Below are 18759 nucleotides of genomic sequence, written 5' to 3' on the forward strand. Positions count from 1 at the left end.
CTGGGGTCACGCCGTGCGGCCGACAGTATGGACGAAATTGCGGAATCGTGGGTGAATTACTACGAAAACCGCCGGCCGATTAACCCGGTGACAAACGAGCTAAAGACGAGACAGCACAGTCCGCCAGCAACCAGAACTCCGGTCGCCGCCAGCCGATCTCGCACTTGAACACGTTTCCAGGCTCTCGATATTTCACTCTGAATGGCCCTATCGAACGTTAGCTTCACTGCGTTTTCGTAGAGCACCGTGTCGCCCTGATTGACTTCGCCTGCATAGCGATCCGTGATCAAGTTTTCTTCGATCCATTCGTCGGACATAGTTAAGAAGTCATGCGGCGAACCACCATCGGTATGGCCTTGCACATAGCGAACGACCGCCGCACGCTGCAGCCCCTTTAATTCATCGACGGCCTCGGCACGACTTTCCGCCGGAGTCGACACGACGATCCAATATTGGTCCGCTCCTTCGAGCTTGGGCGAGTCGTTTAGCCAAGCAGGACGGTTCTTCGGGTACTGGAACTGGTCCAGCGGAGCGACGGATAATTCCGATGCCGTTTCGACACTGGGGTCGGGCACAATCGGTTTTGTATCTGCAAACGACTTTTCAACCTTGTCGGCAACATCGTCAACCGCCATGGCAACCATGGGACCGACGGTGATCACCATCAGCACAGCAACCAAAGGCGTCAAGACGCGGCATCGACAGACAACCGCAGGATGTCGGGAAGCGTTCATAGTGAGCCCCTTGCGCTAGCGAGTTCTTGCCCCATCGTGTCCTTCACCGAATGAGATACAGTGGTTTGGGCCGGAGAGCGTGGAATAAGCTCGGGTTTGACGCGGGGATTGATCCAAGGAGCCGACATTTGAATGGCAATCGCAATTCCACCGGCGATCACCATCCCAAACGGTTGTGGTATCGGCAGCACTTGGTGAACGGCCCATTCGCCGACCACCGCCACCGCAACGCTCCACAAACTTAATCGGTGCCTTCGCAACGGATCGACCGGGCGCCACCATCTCAGCAGTGCAAACAGCATCGCAAAATGAGCCATCATGGCCGAGGCACGCGGAACGCCGTCGCTATAAAGGGCTTGCGGTAACGTGGTGGAATCAATCCCGCGATCCAAGCCGACGTCAATTGGAAGCATCAGGAATTGGTTCATTGAGTAGGCGACAAGACCAACGCCGCCACCGACCCCGGCGAGCACAATACGGCGTGGCAAGCTTTCACCTTCATCGCGTTCCCACAATTTCCCCAGACCGAGGATCGAAATCGCGGCTCCCATCACCACAACTGCCATCCATCCGTAGGGTGCGATAGCGATGGAATCCACTGTGCCGGTGCGAAGTCCAATCACGCCAGCCGCGATCGTCAGTGCCATTGTCGTCAATACCGCGGTGATCCACGATGTGCTTAGTTCGGCGGCTCGGTGAATCGATCGTTTGGCCCGCAGATCGTTTCGCATGTGGTCTCGCCACTGTGAACGCGTCATCGGTCGCGTTGGACCACTGATGTTTGTCGCAATCCGTTGGGCTTGCGCGTAGCTCGGTTGCTGGCTGACGTGCAGCACCATTTGACGCACGATGTAGTAGGGCACGTACACCACGCCGACGAGCGACATTAGCGGTAACAACCAATGTGTGTTGATCACCAAAACAAAGACGGCAGCTATCAACAAAAAAATCTTGGCACCAGGCGATCGATCCAGCGTTCGCCACCAACACTGAAGATCCGAAACGCTTGCTCGAACCGCGCGAGCGAGCGGCTCGGAGTCGACCGCGACGCTTTCTTGTTTTGGATTAATGGCGGAGGAGCATGCGTCGCGACTCGCTCCACTCGAGCCGACGTCATGAGCCGAGGCTAGCGATGCCATGATGGGTGCTTCTGGCACGACAGGGTCTGCAGATGCCGTTGACTTGATCTTTAGCGAGTCCGCTTGGGTAATGCCCAAAGCGTTTGTCATCTCTCGGACTGTCTGAAAACGTCTCGCTGGATCTTTTTCCAAACACTTTGCCACGACCGATCGGTAGGGTTCCGCTAGAACGCTGACGTCAGGTTTGGCCGTCATGTGTTTGACAATGATCTCGTGACAACTTTCGCCATCGAACGGCACCATGCCAGTCAGCAATTCGTAGGTCATGATCCCGATTGCGTAGATATCGATTTCGCGGCCGTACTCGCCACGTCCAATCTCGGGCGCCATGTAGTGAAATGTACCGACGCTCTCGGTGTGCCCGCCGCGATGCGACGCTGAGATGAATTTGCTTAATCCGTAATCGCCAATTTTGACGATCCCCATGTCATCAAAAACGTTGCCCGGTTTGAGATCACGATGGACCAAACCAGCACCGTGAAGATGGTCCACGCCCGCAGCGACGCCACCCAACCAACGCCGGACTTCTTCGTCCGCAAGACCGCTGGGGAATTGATCGAGCACTTCGCGAAGATTCTGCCCCGCCACATATTCCATCACCACCCAAGCTTGGTCATGCTCGTCACGACAAATGTCATAAAGTGCAATCAAGTTAGAGTGTTTTAGATTCAGACAGTGCGAAACACCGCGAAGCTCTACCTCTAAATTGCGCTGGATCCGTTTCAGCGCCACCTCTTTTCCCGCTTCACTGACCGCAAAATACACTTCACCAAATCCGCCCATGCCGATCCCACGACGAATCGTGTATCGGTCCAAGGGTTGCGATCCGGATGGGTAAGTGAATGACATCGATGGTGTTGTAATGTGACTGGCGTGCGTTTCTTCGAACTGTCGTCGATCCCTCGCGTGAGCATCGGGCTGGTGGTTCGATTCGACCTCTAGTTTACCGAGAAGTGTCGTCATGAATCGATTTCCCAATTGAAATTTTCGACTGAATTGATGTCACGTTTCGAGGGAATCCGAACGATGAATTGGCAGTTTTTCATCGAATCTGGCCCTCTTTCTCTGTTTTGTCGGCTTCCACATGGTGGTTGCTCTCGTCGTCGCTTTTGGACTCCGCCACACTTCTAGGCTCGAATGGACGCTGCTGGGGGCGCCTTCTGTCGGTATTCTCTTTCTTCAGGCATTCTCTAGCGTCATTTCCACGCCCCCTAATTCAATTCTTGACCCCACTATCAGTTTCGACAAATCGGTATCGCCCACGACTTTGCCAAACCACTGATCAGCTCGCCGGGTCATTACAATTCTTTCGCTTCCCATTCCGTTTGCTTGCACGTGACAATCCGTCGTCGATCCGATCAGGAGCGTTTCGTCAGCCAAAATGACTCCATCCACATGCCCGTCGAAGCGGTGTGGTGGCTTTAAAGTCAAAACACCCGAACGGCTCAGCGGGCTTGGTTGCCGAAAGATCAACGATGCCGATCCCGGAATTGGAAGCGGACGACCGCTGAGCATTAGATCGGCGGGCATTTTCGGTTCGGCTGAATCCCAAAAATAGCTGTCCTCATGGCGTGAGATCGTCCCAGCGACGCGTGGCAGATCAGAATGAATCCGCACATCGGTCGTTGCCGCCGAACTGGCGCCGCCCACGGACCAATCTTGGCCTGACAGAATCAAAAATCCACCGCAACCATCGACCCAAAGCCTCCAGCGTAATGCTGCAGGCTTTGTGTTCGCTAAGGTTTTCGTTTCGGACACGTCTATCAGCCTTTCTCGGTGCCGCGTACCTGCGTTGCTGCCATCAACTCGCCCTCTAATCTAGCTGAATCGAGACCAGGGACTTTGTTGTCGAGGGGGCCTCGTCGCCAAAGTAGCTGGTGATTTCGTCCAGCAGGTTTTCATCGCTTGGCTCATCCAAATCGATCTCGCCGAAGTATTCCACGTCGACCTTCATCGTTTCTTCGGCCACATCAATCCGAGCATTGATTTCGTCAAGCAATTGACGTGTCTTGGACAAATGGCTGTCGTCCAATGCCAGTTCGCTGCTGGTTTCAGCGACTCGCAGTGAGGCAAGACGAGCTTGCAGATTTTCAACTTCAACTTCGAGTTGACGTTTAGCACTCAACATGGCGTCCATTCGCTCATGTGCCGATTGCAGCGACGATTTGCGTGCGGCAAGCATCTTTTCTAGCTTCTCGGCCGTCTCTTTGCGGGTTTTGAAGCGGCTAAAGCGGTTGCCTAAGTCGTTTTTGACCTGAGCCGACGTGTAAGTGCGTCCGCCATAGGTGTAGAGGTGAGAATCTTTGCGAAGGTCTTCGCTGAGCCGTTCGATATCGGCTTGCGTCTTGGCCAATCGTTCATCGGTCTCGACCATCTGGGTTTCCAGTCGAGCGACGTCCACTTTTTCAAGAGCGATTCGCTTAGCGTTTTGCTCGATTTCCGGCTTCAAGTCGGCGATCATTTGCCGTGCTCGCTTTAATTCCCACTCCAGTGGCATGGCGTCAGATGTCGAAGATCGCAGCCAATCGACGCCGCATCTCGCATAACTGAACAATGGAACGCCCATCGTCATCGTGGACAGCAACGCAACCGCACTGCCCGCCAGGATCATCTTTTTGAACATGGATGTATCTCCTAAAACTGTGGCTGATTTTTCTTTCTTGCGACGCTTTGGCCGCTGTACAGAAAGAGATTCGCTGCCGATGTAGAGATATTGGGCATCGTTCAAAAACTTTTTGGCAAAACAGAAACGTTAGTCCGTTACCACGGCGAATTAATCGGATTTAAGACGTATTGCAAGTCGACTGGATGATTGGAAATCTCTCACCCAGGACTGCCGAAAAGTAGGGCGACCAAGTGCGGCATTTGCCCTCGTTCGGGCATTTTTGCCACACTGGGGTGTTGCGCTGCGTCAACATCGCGGTCTTTAAACTATAGAAAACTAATCGTAAACGTGACGGATCCACCTTCGCTAATGACGGGGATTGGATTATTATTGGCTCGTGACGTTAGTTTTGCCGACATTAACTGATGGGAAACATGCCCAGATGACATATCGCGACACTGCGTCATCACATTAATGACATTTCCATTTTTCGACTCAAAATTTGAGTTTTTCCCTAACCCGTTTGTTTTGAGTGAGTTACGCCGCGAAGACTGGGTGAGCTACGCCAATTGGCATACCAGTTGCGGTGAACCTAGAACTGAAAAGGCTGTCTAAGTCATTATTCGTTGACCTAAACAGCGAAACACAACGTAATGTTTGTATATCGTCTCCGCCTGTTTATCTAATCAATTTGTGCGTTGGATCGCAACGCACAGGAGATCATCCCGATGACTACATCAAGCGACTTAAAAACTTCACCGAATCCGAGTGACGAGCGTTGGGACGCACTCTCGGCGATAATCTCGCCTGAGTCGACCGATGTTTTCGGTCAATGGGTAAGCGACCAGCTGAAGGAGCTTGAAGTACGCCTCGGCGATTTTGAATCACCTCGCTCGGTGTGTCATAACCTACGCGGCTAGGAGCGTTATGCGGATGGCGTTCGCGCGGTAACTCTGTGCCGCGCTGGCTGGCTCATGCAATGATCGACATAAGCAGTTAGACAGCAGTCTTTCAGTAAGTTGGCCGTTTTGGCGCTAGCCTCGGTTCCGGCGCTGAACCTAACGGGATTTCACCCAATGATTCCTTCCTACCTGCTTAATTCCTCGACGTTTCGTCACTATTTGACGTTCATTCCTTCGATCTTGAAGATCGCGAAATGGCTGGCTCCTTTAGGCCCTTTGCCGCCGGGATATTTATACTTCTCCGTATCAATCTTGAACTTGCCCTCGACCGTGACCGGACGGGTCACAAAGTCGGTCGTGCGGCCAGGTAGCATCTCGACGATGACGCAATCGAACAGTGCTGCACCGGGGCCGAAACAGCATTCTTGGTTGTCACGTACCAGCACGAATTGATCGATGTCAGTGTCTTTGAACAGCGTGCTGGGCAATATATAGCCGCGAAGTTTGACTTTGATGCCATCGAGTCGTTTGACGTCATCGCTCAGCGCACTTTTCTCAAACGTCGCATCCTTTTCGATGTTGAATTTCAAGTCGTCAAAAGTGATGTCTCCCTTAGCGATCGAAGCATCGCTGCTCTTACGCACGACGACGCCCTTGGTCCTGTCGTCTACCTTTGCAGCCGTAGTTTCCGACGATACAGGCTCCGTTTTGGGCGAATCTGCGCGGGCTATTAAAGAGATACAGGCAGTTGCCGGGATCGTCAGCAGCAGAAAAGCGAGGGAGATCTTGGACCAAGGCATATTAGATCGTCGTTGGAAGGGATTGCCCCACGAATGGGGGAAGGGAGGCGGTTGAGGTGCTGCTGGATTTGTGATTGGCTCGCCCACCTCTGTGAAGTGGGGTGCGGTGAGCAACCCAATCATGGCCATCATCAGCGGACTTGGTCCGCTTTTATTCGATAGAAGATGTTGTTGTCAAAGTCGGTTAGCTTCTGGGGAGCACGATTGAGCTGGAATTTGCCTGCTAGCTTTCGTTTTGTCAGCCCTGCTTTAACGTTTTTCCCGTTGGTCACCGTGACTTCGATCATGTCACTGCTCTTGGGCTGGCCACCGAAACAACAGGTTCCGAGGTCGGGAACCAAGATAAATTGGCGAAGGGCACCACCACCGGATGCAGGATGGATATAGCCTTTCAGAAAGACTTTGTCACCATCGATATCGTAGGCAAATCGAGTGGGAATGTCGGGCATTCCGGAAGGCTGCTGCAGTTCATAAAACGGAATCCGCGTATAACCGTCGGGAACTTCGGTCAGGTAGATGTAAGTGTGCAGCCCGATACCGCCGATCAAGAGCAATGCATTTGCGATCACTCCGAATTTGGCCAATGCTAGCCCGCTGTATTCATCCGGGAACTGTTTGATCGCTCGTAAACCCACGAGCCCGGCGGCAAGCCCCACCGCAGTCAAAATTAACAACGGCGAGAAGGTGGGGATCAACCCGGGGAAAGCGAGAACAAAGAAAACCACCGAAGCGATTGCCGCCCGACTGACCGCTCGGTACGGGAATTCAACCGCATCGCTTGACGATGACATTTGAAGTTCAGCTGACATAGGGGTAATAGTGCCTTGATCGAAGTCGCGGGAGCTTATTCACGCTCTTGCACGGGAACCGGCACGGGGGCAGGACCGCCTGAGAGCAACAGGAACTGGCCGATCATGATGGTCGACAGCGCCAGTGAAACTACGTAAGCCAACCGCCAAGGGTTCGCTGGCGTGGTGCTCGCCTTCGATGCTAGCGGAGCTGCGGCAAACGGCGTGTTAGCGGCAGTTAGAGTCCCCAAAGCGGGTCTGTTGTCGTTGATCGATCTGCGGTCAACACGAGCGACTTCTGGAGAATCCGCAGCAGCCGAGGAATTCGGAGTGCTCAGGGCCGCACTCGCAATCCGCGACTCATCCGCACTGGGAATGACCGAAGTACTCGGTTTGGTAGTCTCTTTGGCAGGCACAGGAATCGAGAAAAAAGTATTCGCCCGTTTGACACTTTCGGGATCGACCTTCTCAAGTTCCTTCAAAGCCTCGGTCGCTTCGGGCAGCGGACAGGCTCGCAAGTAGTTCACTACGGGAACGCGAACCCAGTTATTATCGGGGTCTGCGTCGAGAAACAGCTCCTTCATCTTGTCGATCTGGCTCCAATCGCTCCAACGAGCCAAGTCGGGGATGACGAGATCCGCAAGATCTTTGCGATCGAGCACATGATGTAGCGATTCAACGAGCGCACTTCGCGCGATCACATCTCCCTCGGTGCCATGGAAGCGGATCGCCATGATCGCAGCATAGGTATCCGCGTAGGGGGCTTTGTTGTTCTTCAGGAACAGTTCGTCGACCAGTGCGAGTCCCTTTTCCCCGGAAAGCGTTAGATAGCAAGCCACCAAAGCATCGAGTCCGCTGCGTGTGCTCTTCTGAGTGCTGCGAAGCTGTTCTTCCAGCATTGGCAAGTCTTTTTCGTCGCCACAAACCCCTAGCATGGTCAGATACAAGCGGCGGCGATCGACGGTGGCTTCCGGATCGTTAATCCAGCTGACCAACGCCTTGTGGTCAATTTCCGGTGCGAGTTGTTTGACTGCGGAATACGGTGCAATCGCGAATTCGTCGTAAGCGTCACGCGAAAGCATCGTTTCTTCGTCTTGCAAGAAATCGTAATAGAAGCGAAGTCGAGCGACGTCGTCTTCGGGTAATTTCGTGACTTTCAACAGATAGTTTTCCGCTCGCGGGCTCAGCGGCAGGCAAGACCACTGCATTTTGGGTGGGTCAACGCCAGAGAGCATAAACGTGCGGCCCGATTTGACGTCGCCGTAATAGATTGCATTGACCTCTTGTCCTACTTTGACGAGGGCGTCTCCTTTGAGCACTTTTTCGACTCGCATTAGCACTTCGCCCGTTTCTTCATTTCGAGCATTTTCGCGGTCGACGGCCGTCGCGATCACAACAGCATCCATCACTGCCATCTCTTGACGTAGCGTTTGCGAAACCGCGTTACAGAACGGGCAGGCCAGAGTTGTATTGCCAACAAAACTCGTCACGGTCAGTGCGACAACGAGCAAGGGCGTGGTAAATCGAGAAAACGACATACGTTGAACCAGGTTGTAAAGGATAAACGAAGGGATGACGTCCCACTCTATTAATCATCCAGTATAGCAATCATTCGAATTTTGTCTCGAAATCGCGGTGAATTCCGAATCAGATCATGTTAGGAATGACGCAGGATGCGTAATCTTAGGTGGATGGTAGGAGGGTGGTGAAGTCGTGGGGGAGGGGAAGGAAGCGTTGTGGCAAAATTTGTTGTCTAAATCGTAAACCAAAACGACTCAACCGATGATACCAGATGTGCCGATAGTGACGGTACGCATGTTTGCGAGTCACCCAATGGGCCACTTCCGGCCCTCAAATTGTCGCCCCCCAGAGGGAGAGCCCCGGATGCTCCGCCATTTATTGTTTGCTGCTGTCTTGGTTTGCAGTTGTTGTGCTTTGGCCGATACGGCTTCGGCAGAACAGCGCGCTTATGGTCAAAATTGGGGTGGAGCGGCCGGTTCCCACGATTGGAATCGGTTCTATCACTACCCATACGTCTATTACCCACAAAACTTTTACAGCCAGGAATATTTCCAGAGCAGTGACAGTTTGTACCACCGTTATCCCCAAGAAATGCGGATTCCAGTGTACAACAAGAAGTGGCACAACTATTACCCTAGCAGTCGCCGCTTCCATCAAGGTCATCACTTTATCCTAGACGTGTTCTAGGCTAAGCAGGTCGTTCGGTATAAGCCGGTGAAGCGTCGATCCTTTTGTGAGCCGACGGCGCTAGCCGCGGGCCCGTCAATACTGCAGGAAACATGCCCGCGGCTAGCGCCGTCGGCTCACTTACTAATCGCATCGCAGCGGTGATTTTTTTCGAGAGTCGCCAATCCCGGTTACTCAAGTGCGAATCCCAAGCAGACGCAATCCATGACCGCAGGCACAAAGATCCGGAATCTGATGCGTCTGCTGGATGCTTCGGACGCACCGGTTTGGGCAATCGATAACGCTGGCAAACTGGTTTATCTTTCGGCGGCAACCGCGCGATGGCTCGGCGTGGACGTCGAGCGACTCTTGCAGCGTCGTGCGGTCGCAGGCAGTCCGGTTTCCAACGACCCACTCAATCTTCTGGCGGCAACGCTCTCGCCGCCCCCTGGGCTGAAACACCGTGGGACCGCTTCGCTACGTGTTCAGCCCGTTGGTGATGCAAAGCATCGCATTGAGCCGATTGATGTTCGCTTTGTCCGTATCGGTTCCGACGAATCAGGGTTAACGATCGCGATCGGTGGCCGGTTCAGCGACCGTGTTCCTGATGAGGAGATTGCCGACGCGGCGATCGTCCGTCAGCAACTCGACGCTTGGCGAAAAAGACACGCTTCGATCGCAACGGTCGCAACCGCAGGTGTGTCTTCGTCGGCAAAACGAATGCGGGCGAGGATTCAAGTCGCGGCGACCGTGCGAACCCATATCGGATTTTTTGGTCCACCGGGCTGCAGTTACGAATCGATTGCCCAGCGAATTCATCAGCAATCTGCACCTCGCGAAGCCATCGCAATCGTCGATGGCCCGTTAATGGATCCCGAGTTGCTCGATGCATCGATCGTTCCGGCGGTCAATCAACTTGCGAATTCCGCCGATGCAAAAGCCACTGTTTTAGTGCGTGGTTTGGACGAGATGCCGCTGGACGCACAACGACATCTTGTTCAGCTGATTGGCACGTTCAATGACCGGTTGCGGTTGCTCGGGCTGTGTCGTGATCACGCTATGCTTCATGCTTCGGCGGATGTCGATACGCATGACGACGTGATGGGGATCAAACGACCCGAGCGACAACTCGATGCAGCGATTGCGGATCTGTTGGCATCCCTGACCGTGACAATCGAGCCCTTGGCGACTCGCGTGGAAGACATACCTTTGTTAGCTGCCGCGCTAGTGGACGCACATCACGCTGCCGGAGATGGAGTTGGTGAACGACTCAGTCGTGCAGCGATCGACGCATTGGTGATTTATCCTTGGCCTAACAATTTCGAAGAGCTTGATGCGGCGATGCGACATGCGGTGCGCAGTGCAACTCGCGATTCGATCGGCCCCGAGAACTTTCCGCTTGCGATTCGTTCCTTTCGTCCTGGTGACACGTTGTCGCGGCGGAAGGTGCAGAGTGTTTCGCTGGACGAGATGCTTGAAGCGTTTGAGCTGAAGATGATTAAAAGTGCGGTGGAGGCCAGCGATGGGAATCGTGCTGCCGCAGCCAGGCTGCTGGGCATCACAAGGTCGCGATTGCTGCGACGCATCGATGCGGTCGATTCAGACTCGACGAAATCGTCACCGCGTTCCCCCAAGTCTTCTTCACCGTCGCAAGGTGAAGATGCATGAAAACGATCGCAAGCCAATTGCTTGAGCCGTCCAACGATGTCACTTGGCTCGTTTGTGAACAGGGCAGCCGATGGGCCGATGCGGCTCGTCGTTTCAGTCCCGAAGATTTGAGCGATCCATGGATACCGGCTGTGATTTCTTGTGAGGCAGCTGACATTCCCAACCGCATTGCTGGAAATCGTATGGCCAAGCTTGGCCCGCCCCGTCGAATCCCCATGATTGTACTGTGGGAGCTGACACCTCAGTCGATTGCGGGACAGTGCCGTGTCATCACGCAATTGCGGTTGGCGTTTCCCACGGTGATTCAACTCGCTGGCCTCACTCGGATTCCGGGATCGATACGGACGGTCATTTCCGAGTTGGGCGTCTCGATCATGCTGCCAGATCCAGAAGCTCTTCAGAATGTGGCTCGGACCATCAACCAGCGTGCGTTTCTCGCAACGGCCTCTTTGGGGTGAAACCGCCGGACTGAAACTGCTACCGACCTTGTCAGAGCGGCGAATTGCGGTCAGGCTTTCTAATTCAGATCCGTCTCTTTACCACTCTCAATTTCGCTGAATCGATATCCATGTCCGCTTTGAATACTGACTCTGTTCGCGCCGCGATTGAATCGTTTCCTGATCCTGAAACCGGGCGTCCAATCGGCTCGATGGGGCAAATCAAGGAGATTCAAGTCGAAGGCAACACCGCCACGATCACGCTCGGATTGACATCGCACTCAAGACCGGTCGCGGATGAAATTGCGGATGCAATCCAGTCAAAGGTCGTCGCTGCGGTACCAGGAACCCAAGTCAATGTCGAAATCGTTGATCACGAGCGGCCTCCGGCACGTCTGGGCCAAATTGGTATACGCGTCAAAAGCGTGATCGTAGTGGGTAGCGGCAAAGGTGGTGTTGGCAAAAGCACCGTCGCCGCTTCGATCGCACTCACGCTGCGGCAACTTGGCAGTCGCGTTGGATTGATGGACGCCGATGTGTATGGCCCCAGCATCCCGCATCTGCTCGGATTGTCGGGACGCCCCGCCGTCAATGCGGAAAAGAAGATCGAGCCCATAATGTTTCAAGACGACAGCGGGCTTCCCCCGATGCCAGTGATCTCGATGGGCTTTCTTGTCGAGCCTGATCAAGCTGTGATCTGGCGTGGTCCGATGTTGCATGGATCGATCAACCAGTTCTTAGGCGACACGAATTGGGGTGAACTTGACTATCTCGTCATCGACATGCCACCGGGAACCGGTGACGTGGCCCTGACGCTGTCGCAAGCGTTGCCAGTGGCGGGCAGTGTCGTCGTATGTACGCCGCAAGAAGTCGCTCTGCTTGATGCAATTAAGGCGATTAGCATGTTTCGCAAGGTGAATATTCCCATTTTGGGAATGGTGGAAAACATGAGCGGGTTTATGTGTCCCGATTGTGGCAAAACATACGACATCTTTGGTCGTGGTGGCGCGAGAGCGAAAGCGGAAGAGTTGAACGTTCCGTTTTTGGGAGCGTTGCCGATCGATATTGATCTGCGAACTGGCGGTGACGAAGGTCGGCTTGCCAACGTGCTCGCTGAAAATCCACGAGCTCGAACTCCGATCGAAGCAACCGCAAAAGCAATGGTGCGAACACTCGTTTCCAAAGCGGCCGCGAATCCACCGAAGCCAAGTTTGCCGACACTCTAAGGCATTTTCACTTTTGCTGTAGCTACCGACGCCAGTTCGTGGGCCACGTTCTGGCGAACGTGGCTACAGCACGAATCCCGCGTCATTTGTCAAAATGCTCTTGCGAAATCGCAGGCTTTGAAGAATCGCTGTTGTAGAGAGAAACTGCCAAATTGGCACGTTTTTCGATTTTAAAACGAAAAAAGCCGCATCAGAGATCAAACTCCGACGCGGCTTTTTTAACTTGAGTTCTTCTCTGAAGAGAAGAATTGTCTTGAAGGTTAGCGACGCTTTTTAGCGGCTTTCTTCTTAGTCGCTTTTTTCTTGGTCGCCTTCTTCTTGGTTACTTTCTTAGCAGCCTTCTTTGGAGCTGCTTTCTTAGTAGCCTTCTTCTTGGTTGCTTTCTTAGCAGCCTTCTTTGGAGCTGCCTTCTTAGTAACCTTCTTCTTCGTTACTTTCTTTGCAGCCTTCTTAGGTGCTGCCTTCTTAGTAACTTTTTTCTTGGTTGCTTTTTTCTTGGCCACGTTCTTCCTCCGCGAGAAAGGGCACGTCAGTGAGTCCTTGTGACTTTATTAAAACAGCGTTCTAAAAGTCACCGGCCACGGCTCACCAATCGTGATTGGAAGTTGAATCTCAGAGCGTTGATGATCCACATCAATATTGCTCTTGCTTTCAACCGTTTAGAAACTGCGCGTAACTGTACGCGCTTCTGAGAATTCCGCAACATCTTTTTCATGAAAAAAGTGCTTGCGGTTAAAATTTTTTTTGTTACGTGAACTTGATTTCGTCGTATCCGCTTGAGTCATCAACGACTTGAAATGCATCAAATTATCTTGGATACACTACGTTTATGCGTTTACACGTGATTGAAATTCAACTTCGGTATCGCAGTGAAGCGGACTGTAAAAAAAGTTGTGCGTTACGACCAGAATTTGCAAATGATTTAGCGCCAACGCCCCGTCTGTTGCAACATTTGGTAATTGCTAAACGCTAATGACAAAAACAAGATGCCCATAAACGTTTGGTGATTCTTAAAGGCATACAACGTTAACAATCCTGCACTGATCACACTGACCCACAGTGCTTGCTCTCGATGTCCACCATTGATCAACACGAGTGAGTTCATGATCCGGCCACCATCAAGTGGCCATACCGGCACCAAATTTAACAGCGCCCACAAGACACTTGGGAAAATGTAAAACAAAACAATCGCATACAAACCGTGACTTGTGATCGGATCTCCGTCCATCACACCAGGGATTTTTGCCAATCCAAGGGGCACAACACTGTCGATAATCGCGAGAGCTTCGACTCGAAAACCAGCGACCTTCAAACCGCCGACTAACAAGAATGCAGACACGATTTGAGCAAGCGGACCGGCAAGAGCGACCCATAAATTTTGCTTCTCGGATAACGCTCCTGCTGATCGCCCCATGCCAAACGAGCTCGTTGGAATCGCAAGGCCACCGAAGTGATACAGCACGATCGAAGACTGGATTCCAAATTGACGAAAGGCAAAAGCATGCCCCAATTCGTGGATCAAAATCGATACCAACATGCACAGCGACCAGAGCACCAGCAGAGGCAGTTGTCCCGGGCCTCCATCGCCCGAATTAATGAACATAACGTTGACGCCGCGGACCAAGTAAAATCCAAAAATCAACGCACCAACCCAAAACGACCAGGCAATTCGGACCTTAAATCCAAACAGCTCGAAATGGATGTCGTAATCGGATACCGGGGGATCTTGAAGCATCAAATCTGCAGTGTGGAGTGAATGGACAACGAGAATTCAAACAAGTGAGACAAGCGATGCGGCAAGTCTAACAGCTTGCCTCAGTGTGCGGCATCTTGAGGCGTTTCGCTGGGACCGGCTTCGACGATTGTTTCAGAAGACGCCGCCGTCAGTTGTAGTCCCATTGCCTCGAGGCTTGCCAGATGGCTCTGCCACGCGATTCGGTGTGGTTCGCCTACGGGGATCTCATCTTCGTTCAAGCCGAGTGACAGCACGCGTACGCGGTCGTGACGGACTTGTTTATCGACCAAAGGCATGTCCTTTTCGTTTGACCGCTTGGAATCCTCCATCGCGATCTGTTGCTCGGCTTTCCAAGCACACGCGATGCGGTGCAGTGCCACCACACGAAACCAATGCCATGGTTTTTCGACTAACACGTTTTGTTGACACCACTTCCAATCGAAAAACTTCTCCAGATCCACTGGCTGGATCAAGAAGCAACGGATGCACTTCTTGCGTACCGCTTGGCGATCCTCGCATGTCATCACAAACAGCCATGGTTTGCGTGGAAACGGCGTGGTGGCCAACAGGCCTGCGATATGCCCCACGGCATCGTTGAGCAGTTCAAATCCAAGAGTCCCCTCTGTTTTGAGAATGGGATCCTCGAGCGTCGTTTGTTCTGCAATTTTTTTGAGTACGTCTCGTACGGCAATGTTGTCGTACAGATCATTCAATGTGGTCTTGGGAGCAACATTGCGAAATAGCAGCACCACCTTGTCGGGATTGTCCGCAACGGGACTTAGGTGATGCATTTGAAAGATGAAGTCATCGGAATCGCCCGACTGCATACGCTGCAGTGCATTGAGCCGACGTCGAAACAGCAGAAACCAACTTGCCGCAAAACCACTCAGAAAGCCAAGGGCTTTGCCAATTAATTCGGGGAGCAATCGCTCCCACTGGAGACTCGAAAGCCAGTCGGTCAACATTTGCACGTTTAGGTCCTTGGGGCATGAGGAAACAGGACACGTTTCGTCGCAATCTTCACTCGGATTGAGTCCAGATTTGATTTTAGAGCGAGCCGCTTTGGTAATAACCGCGGCTAACAATACCGAAACCTTCTCTCAATCGGAACAAAACATTAGGGCTGAGCGTTTTCGATGAACGGCGGATTCTCGACATTCGATGTGGGCACGGCGGGGGTGTGGCTGTGTCCCGGTAAACTTTCGATTCCAATGGCAAGGGCAACACCGAACAGCAGGGCTGTGGTCAATTTCAATCGGTCATGGTCATGAAACGCGACTTCAGGCAATAAGTCTGCCAAGGAAATGCAGATAAAAAAGCCAGCTGAGATTGCCAATCCCCAGCCCAATACCGTTCCATCGGTGGAAAGTTGATTTGCACCGACATAAAACGCGATCGCACCAATCGGACACGCCAGCGAGAAGGTCAAGTTGACCAGACTCTGCTGCGTTGGCGTCCAGCCGCCTTTTTTCATGACCGAAGTGATCGCAAACGCGTCCAACGGTTTGTGCAGTACCACGGCGAGAAACGTCCCTAGTCCAGCCAGTCCCAGCCAGGGACTGTGGTGCGATTCCGCTGTCACGCTGGCGGCAAGCGCCACGCCGTCCATCAACGTGTGCAACCCGAGTCCCAGCAGCATGCCGAGCCAGCCAATGTCCTTGGTGTGCGTGTGTTTGCCGTGGGAGCCATGATCGTGCGAGTGGTCATGTGAATGTGCGTGATCATGATCGTGCGAGTGATCGTGGCTGTGATCATGCCCATGTCCGTCGGTTTCTTCCTCGGGGCCCAATCCACCAGGCGTTTCGATCGCCCCGTGAGCATGGGTGTGAAAGGCGCGAAGCAAAATAAACATTGCAATGATGCCGGCTAAAGCCGCGCCGCCTGTCATGGCGGCCGATTGCATCAGGTGAAACGCGTGAGGCAGCATATGCAGCATCGCAATGCCCAACATCAAACCTGCCACAAAACTCATCAGCAATTGAGTGCGCAGGTGCGTCATCCGCATAATCGCAGGCAGCCATCCTCCCGTTACCGATCCGGCAATGATCAAAATGCAGTAAACCGCCAGTAAAGAGCCTGTCATAAGTCGTAAATTTGCCGTCGAAAGTTGCACGCGGTGAGGAAGGAATGCCACAAAGCGTACGCTTTTGCCCTGGTCCCGCAAGTCGCGGTGCCGACCAGCTCGCCGCAATTTTCTGCGTGAAATGTTCCGAATAGGAACCTAATGTCGCTATGCTTAACCCTGTGCAGGATCACAAGTGTTGCCTTTCGCCCGCCCGGAAAAGAGGCCGATGACTTGCCCTCACGCAGGGCAAAAGGTGATAATAAATTGGGGCACGACGTTAGGTTCGTGGATTTTTGACCCGCAATCGATTGAGGCAGGTAATTGAATTCGCCCCCCATACGGTCTAGCCAATCGTTAGATTTTCTTGCTGCTGATGAACGGCCGCAGCTTTCGGATCACTCATTGCCGCTGGTCGCTAGACTTGTGCCGCAGCTTAGGACGCTGAAGCCTTGGTTCACATCCATTGGTCTGCACACGCTGTTGATCGTGGGTTTGGGACTTTGGGTGCTAGACAGCTTGGGGAAAGATTCTGGCCATCTGATTACGGCCGCATTTCCCGGCAGCGAATCAGCAATGGCCGATTTCTCGGTCGCCGCAGTCACTTCGTACGGTCCAACACGCGACCCCACGGCGACCAGCGAGGCGGCTCTTGAGCAGCCCGTGGCAACCAGTCTTGATTCACAGGCGAATCCATCGCCACTTGATGCCCTCGATGCGAATGATTTTTCCTCGGCGTCGTTAGCGTCCATGGAAATGTTTAACCGAAAGAATGTGTGGGGCGAAGAACTCCGCAGCACTGACGCGAAAAAGAAGCTATCGAATCTAACGCGTGACCCCTCAGGCACTGACAAATTGCTATCCGCCGCTGGCATTGGCGCAGCAGGCGATGTTGTAACCGGAGCCATTCGTAGCGAACTCGACCAGGGCGACACCTTGATCGTGTGGCTTTTTGACGCTTCGGCGAGTTTGACGCAAAAGCGAAGCCAGATGGCGGTGCATGCGGAATCGTTTTACAAGTCGATCGAGGCGTTCAATACCAAACGACGCGACAAAGATGAGAATGAAAGCACGTTGTTCAGCAGCGTGATCGCGTTCGGACAAAATTGGCGAGAGATCTTGCGGCCCACTCACGTTGGGGCTCGCGCGATTTCGGCGATGGCAAAAGTTCCGATCGACACCACCGGAGACGAAAATGTGATGTCGGCGGTCACGCAAGCGGTTCAGTTGTACCGCGAACAACGCAAACGCCAAGAACGCATCATGATCGTCATCCTGACGGATGAATCAGGCGATGACACGCTGCGGCTCGAAGACACAATCGAGTATTGCCGCAGCGCCGGAGTCGCGGTGCACGTGATCGGTCCCAATGCGGTGATGGGGTGCGAGCGTGGATCGCAACTGTGTCAAATCCCTAGCGGCGGTCGCGAGTACGCGTTTTGGTTGCCGGTCAAGAAAGGTCCCGAAACATCGCTACCCGAACGCTTTCTCGTTCCGTATTGGCACGAGTCCGCGTTGCCGCTATGGCAACAATCCGGCGCCAGTGTGGCAGCAAACACGCCGTGGTACGGCGGTCCGTATCGCGAGCGATTGCACTCGGGGTTTGGACCGTTTGCCTTGACGCGGTTGGCACTACAAACCGGTGGCTCGTTCACGATGCTGGACGAAGACGCCAGCCGCAGTGTTGTTGATCAATGGGCCAATCGCAATGACTATTTGCCGGATTATGCTTCGGTCAATCAATACGTGAATTCACTGCGAGAATATCCAGTGCGACAATTCGTGGTCGATGCTGCGACGATTAGCTACCAGCAAGCCGATCTTTTTGTGCCACCACGGATGACGTTTCTTGGCGGACGTGCTCCTGTGTATCCTTACCCGATTCTGCATCCTTACGTCGTGCCAGCTAATTTTCGCAATCAGCTTTCACGTGTGTTGCGAATCGAGCGTACTCGGATTGAAAAAGCGAGTGAGGTGTTGCAGTCACTGATCGTGCGTTTGGAGGATTCATCGGTCCCGTGGCAAGATGAAGACTCTCCGCGGTGGCAAGCTTCGTTCGATTTAACCAAAGGACGCGTGTATGCCATGCAAGCACGTTATCTCGAGTACTTGGCAGCGACACAGAATGTGAATCAGTCATTGTCACTGGAGGCGAACGAGGTCACGTTGCTGCCCGATGCTCAATTGCGATCGTCCGAGTCAAGGTATTTGGTCGATTCGGCAATCCATTCCCTAGACAAATGCATCAAAGAACATCCCGGCACTCCGTGGGCCTATCTGGCTCAGTGGGAACTCGATATTCCGGTCGGATTGCGGATCCAGCCTGCGGTCATTCCCCTTCCTCCACCACCGCCCCCGCGGCGACCCGGTGGCCCCGGTTACTCAACGAAATCGTCGTCCGGGTCGTCGTTTTCGTTTCCCCGTTTATAGCGGCCCCGTAGTGGATCTTGCTAGAGCTCCCACTTGAAGGATCTTT

At 53.3% G+C, this 18759-nt stretch carries 17 protein-coding genes; 6 read left to right on the forward strand and 11 right to left on the reverse strand.

Annotated features, from left to right (window positions below):
• Positions 1–59 precede the first annotated feature (59 nt).
• The 4 genes from SH528x_RS05730 to SH528x_RS05745 form a co-directional block, all read right to left on the reverse strand.
• Positions 60–734 (reverse strand): hypothetical protein, encoded by a 675-nt coding sequence (locus SH528x_RS05730; RefSeq protein ID WP_442509566.1) that lies wholly within the window; start codon positions 732–734, stop codon positions 60–62.
• A complete protein-coding gene (locus SH528x_RS05735; protein ID WP_442509567.1) occupies positions 731–2836 on the reverse strand; it encodes a serine/threonine-protein kinase in 2106 nt (701 codons plus the stop codon). Before SH528x_RS05735 ends, SH528x_RS05730 begins: the two co-directional genes overlap by 4 nt.
• A 216-nt stretch (positions 2837–3052) precedes the next feature.
• A complete protein-coding gene (locus SH528x_RS05740) occupies positions 3053–3631 on the reverse strand; it encodes a hypothetical protein (RefSeq protein ID WP_442509568.1) in 579 nt (192 codons plus the stop codon).
• 55 nt (positions 3632–3686) lie between these two features.
• Positions 3687–4496 (reverse strand): hypothetical protein, encoded by an 810-nt coding sequence (locus SH528x_RS05745; protein WP_442509569.1) that lies wholly within the window; start codon positions 4494–4496, stop codon positions 3687–3689.
• Positions 4497–5206: 710 nt separating this feature from the next.
• Here SH528x_RS05745 and SH528x_RS05750 point away from each other — a divergent pair.
• Positions 5207–5398 carry a hypothetical protein gene (locus SH528x_RS05750; RefSeq protein WP_442509570.1) on the forward strand — a complete coding sequence of 64 codons (192 nt, stop codon included), beginning with the start codon at positions 5207–5209 and terminating at the stop codon, positions 5396–5398.
• A gap of 197 nt (positions 5399–5595) precedes the next feature.
• On the opposite strand, the gene SH528x_RS05755 is transcribed toward SH528x_RS05750, so the two are convergent.
• The 3 genes from SH528x_RS05755 to SH528x_RS05765 form a co-directional block, all read right to left on the reverse strand.
• Positions 5596–6024, reverse strand: coding sequence for a DUF3299 domain-containing protein (locus SH528x_RS05755; RefSeq protein ID WP_442509571.1), 429 nt, complete (start codon positions 6022–6024; stop codon positions 5596–5598).
• Between the two features lie 287 nt (positions 6025–6311).
• Complete coding sequence (locus tag SH528x_RS05760; protein WP_442509572.1) at positions 6312–6989, reverse strand: DUF3299 domain-containing protein; 678 nt, start codon at positions 6987–6989, stop codon at positions 6312–6314.
• Positions 6990–7024: 35 nt separating this feature from the next.
• Positions 7025–8506 carry a hypothetical protein gene (locus SH528x_RS05765; RefSeq protein WP_442509573.1) on the reverse strand — a complete coding sequence of 494 codons (1482 nt, stop codon included), beginning with the start codon at positions 8504–8506 and terminating at the stop codon, positions 7025–7027.
• 346 nt (positions 8507–8852) lie between these two features.
• Here SH528x_RS05765 and SH528x_RS05770 point away from each other — a divergent pair, with 346 nt between their 5' ends.
• From SH528x_RS05770 to SH528x_RS05785, 4 genes are all read left to right on the forward strand, one after another.
• Positions 8853–9176, forward strand: a complete 324-nt coding sequence (locus tag SH528x_RS05770; protein WP_442509574.1) for a calmodulin-binding protein — start codon at positions 8853–8855, stop codon at positions 9174–9176.
• Positions 9177–9380: 204 nt separating this feature from the next.
• The gene (locus tag SH528x_RS05775) at positions 9381–10823 is read left to right on the forward strand and encodes a helix-turn-helix domain-containing protein (RefSeq protein WP_442509575.1); all 1443 of its coding nucleotides are present in this window, start codon (positions 9381–9383) and stop codon (positions 10821–10823) included.
• Positions 10820–11281: a hypothetical protein gene (locus tag SH528x_RS05780; RefSeq protein WP_442509576.1), complete on the forward strand. Its 462-nt coding sequence runs from the start codon at positions 10820–10822 to the stop codon at positions 11279–11281. The genes SH528x_RS05775 and SH528x_RS05780 overlap by 4 nt, the downstream gene beginning before the upstream one ends.
• Before the next feature lie 110 nt (positions 11282–11391).
• On the forward strand, positions 11392–12486 hold the full coding sequence (locus tag SH528x_RS05785; protein WP_442509577.1) for an Mrp/NBP35 family ATP-binding protein: 1095 nt from the start codon (positions 11392–11394) through the stop codon (positions 12484–12486).
• A 260-nt stretch (positions 12487–12746) separates the two neighbouring features.
• Here the strand turns inward: SH528x_RS05785 and SH528x_RS05790 are convergent, their stop codons facing one another.
• The 4 genes from SH528x_RS05790 to SH528x_RS05805 all read right to left on the reverse strand — a co-directional run bounded on the left by SH528x_RS05790 (position 12747) and on the right by SH528x_RS05805 (position 16304).
• The gene (locus tag SH528x_RS05790) at positions 12747–12989 is read right to left on the reverse strand and encodes a hypothetical protein (protein ID WP_442509578.1); all 243 of its coding nucleotides are present in this window, start codon (positions 12987–12989) and stop codon (positions 12747–12749) included.
• A 419-nt stretch (positions 12990–13408) separates the two neighbouring features.
• Positions 13409–14221, reverse strand: a complete 813-nt coding sequence (locus SH528x_RS05795) for a site-2 protease family protein (RefSeq protein ID WP_442509579.1) — start codon at positions 14219–14221, stop codon at positions 13409–13411.
• Between the two features lie 80 nt (positions 14222–14301).
• A complete protein-coding gene (locus tag SH528x_RS05800; protein WP_442509580.1) occupies positions 14302–15192 on the reverse strand; it encodes a hypothetical protein in 891 nt (296 codons plus the stop codon).
• A 146-nt stretch (positions 15193–15338) separates the two neighbouring features.
• Positions 15339–16304 (reverse strand): ZIP family metal transporter, encoded by a 966-nt coding sequence (locus SH528x_RS05805; RefSeq protein WP_442509581.1) that lies wholly within the window; start codon positions 16302–16304, stop codon positions 15339–15341.
• A 303-nt stretch (positions 16305–16607) separates the two neighbouring features.
• Here SH528x_RS05805 and SH528x_RS05810 point away from each other — a divergent pair, with 303 nt between their 5' ends.
• Positions 16608–18713, forward strand: coding sequence for a vWA domain-containing protein (locus tag SH528x_RS05810; RefSeq protein WP_442509582.1), 2106 nt, complete (start codon positions 16608–16610; stop codon positions 18711–18713).
• Positions 18714–18759 lie beyond the last annotated feature (46 nt).

The organism is Novipirellula methanifontis, assembly GCF_052161655.1.
GTDB lineage: Bacteria > Planctomycetota > Planctomycetia > Pirellulales > Pirellulaceae > Novipirellula.

Coding starts and splice junctions, on each gene's coding strand:
- SH528x_RS05775 (WP_442509575.1), top strand. CDS start 9,381: ATGACCGCAGGCACAAAGATCCGGAATCTGATGCGTCTGCTGGATGCT.
- SH528x_RS05785 (WP_442509577.1), top strand. CDS start 11,392: ATGTCCGCTTTGAATACTGACTCTGTTCGCGCCGCGATTGAATCGTTT.
- SH528x_RS05745 (WP_442509569.1), bottom strand. CDS start 4,496: ATGTTCAAAAAGATGATCCTGGCGGGCAGTGCGGTTGCGTTGCTGTCC.
- SH528x_RS05735 (WP_442509567.1), bottom strand. CDS start 2,836: ATGACGACACTTCTCGGTAAACTAGAGGTCGAATCGAACCACCAGCCC.
- SH528x_RS05795 (WP_442509579.1), bottom strand. CDS start 14,221: ATGCTTCAAGATCCCCCGGTATCCGATTACGACATCCATTTCGAGCTG.
- SH528x_RS05770 (WP_442509574.1), top strand. CDS start 8,853: ATGCTCCGCCATTTATTGTTTGCTGCTGTCTTGGTTTGCAGTTGTTGT.
- SH528x_RS05805 (WP_442509581.1), bottom strand. CDS start 16,304: ATGACAGGCTCTTTACTGGCGGTTTACTGCATTTTGATCATTGCCGGA.
- SH528x_RS05760 (WP_442509572.1), bottom strand. CDS start 6,989: ATGTCAGCTGAACTTCAAATGTCATCGTCAAGCGATGCGGTTGAATTC.
- SH528x_RS05730 (WP_442509566.1), bottom strand. CDS start 734: ATGAACGCTTCCCGACATCCTGCGGTTGTCTGTCGATGCCGCGTCTTG.
- SH528x_RS05780 (WP_442509576.1), top strand. CDS start 10,820: ATGAAAACGATCGCAAGCCAATTGCTTGAGCCGTCCAACGATGTCACT.
- SH528x_RS05750 (WP_442509570.1), top strand. CDS start 5,207: ATGACTACATCAAGCGACTTAAAAACTTCACCGAATCCGAGTGACGAG.
- SH528x_RS05765 (WP_442509573.1), bottom strand. CDS start 8,506: ATGTCGTTTTCTCGATTTACCACGCCCTTGCTCGTTGTCGCACTGACC.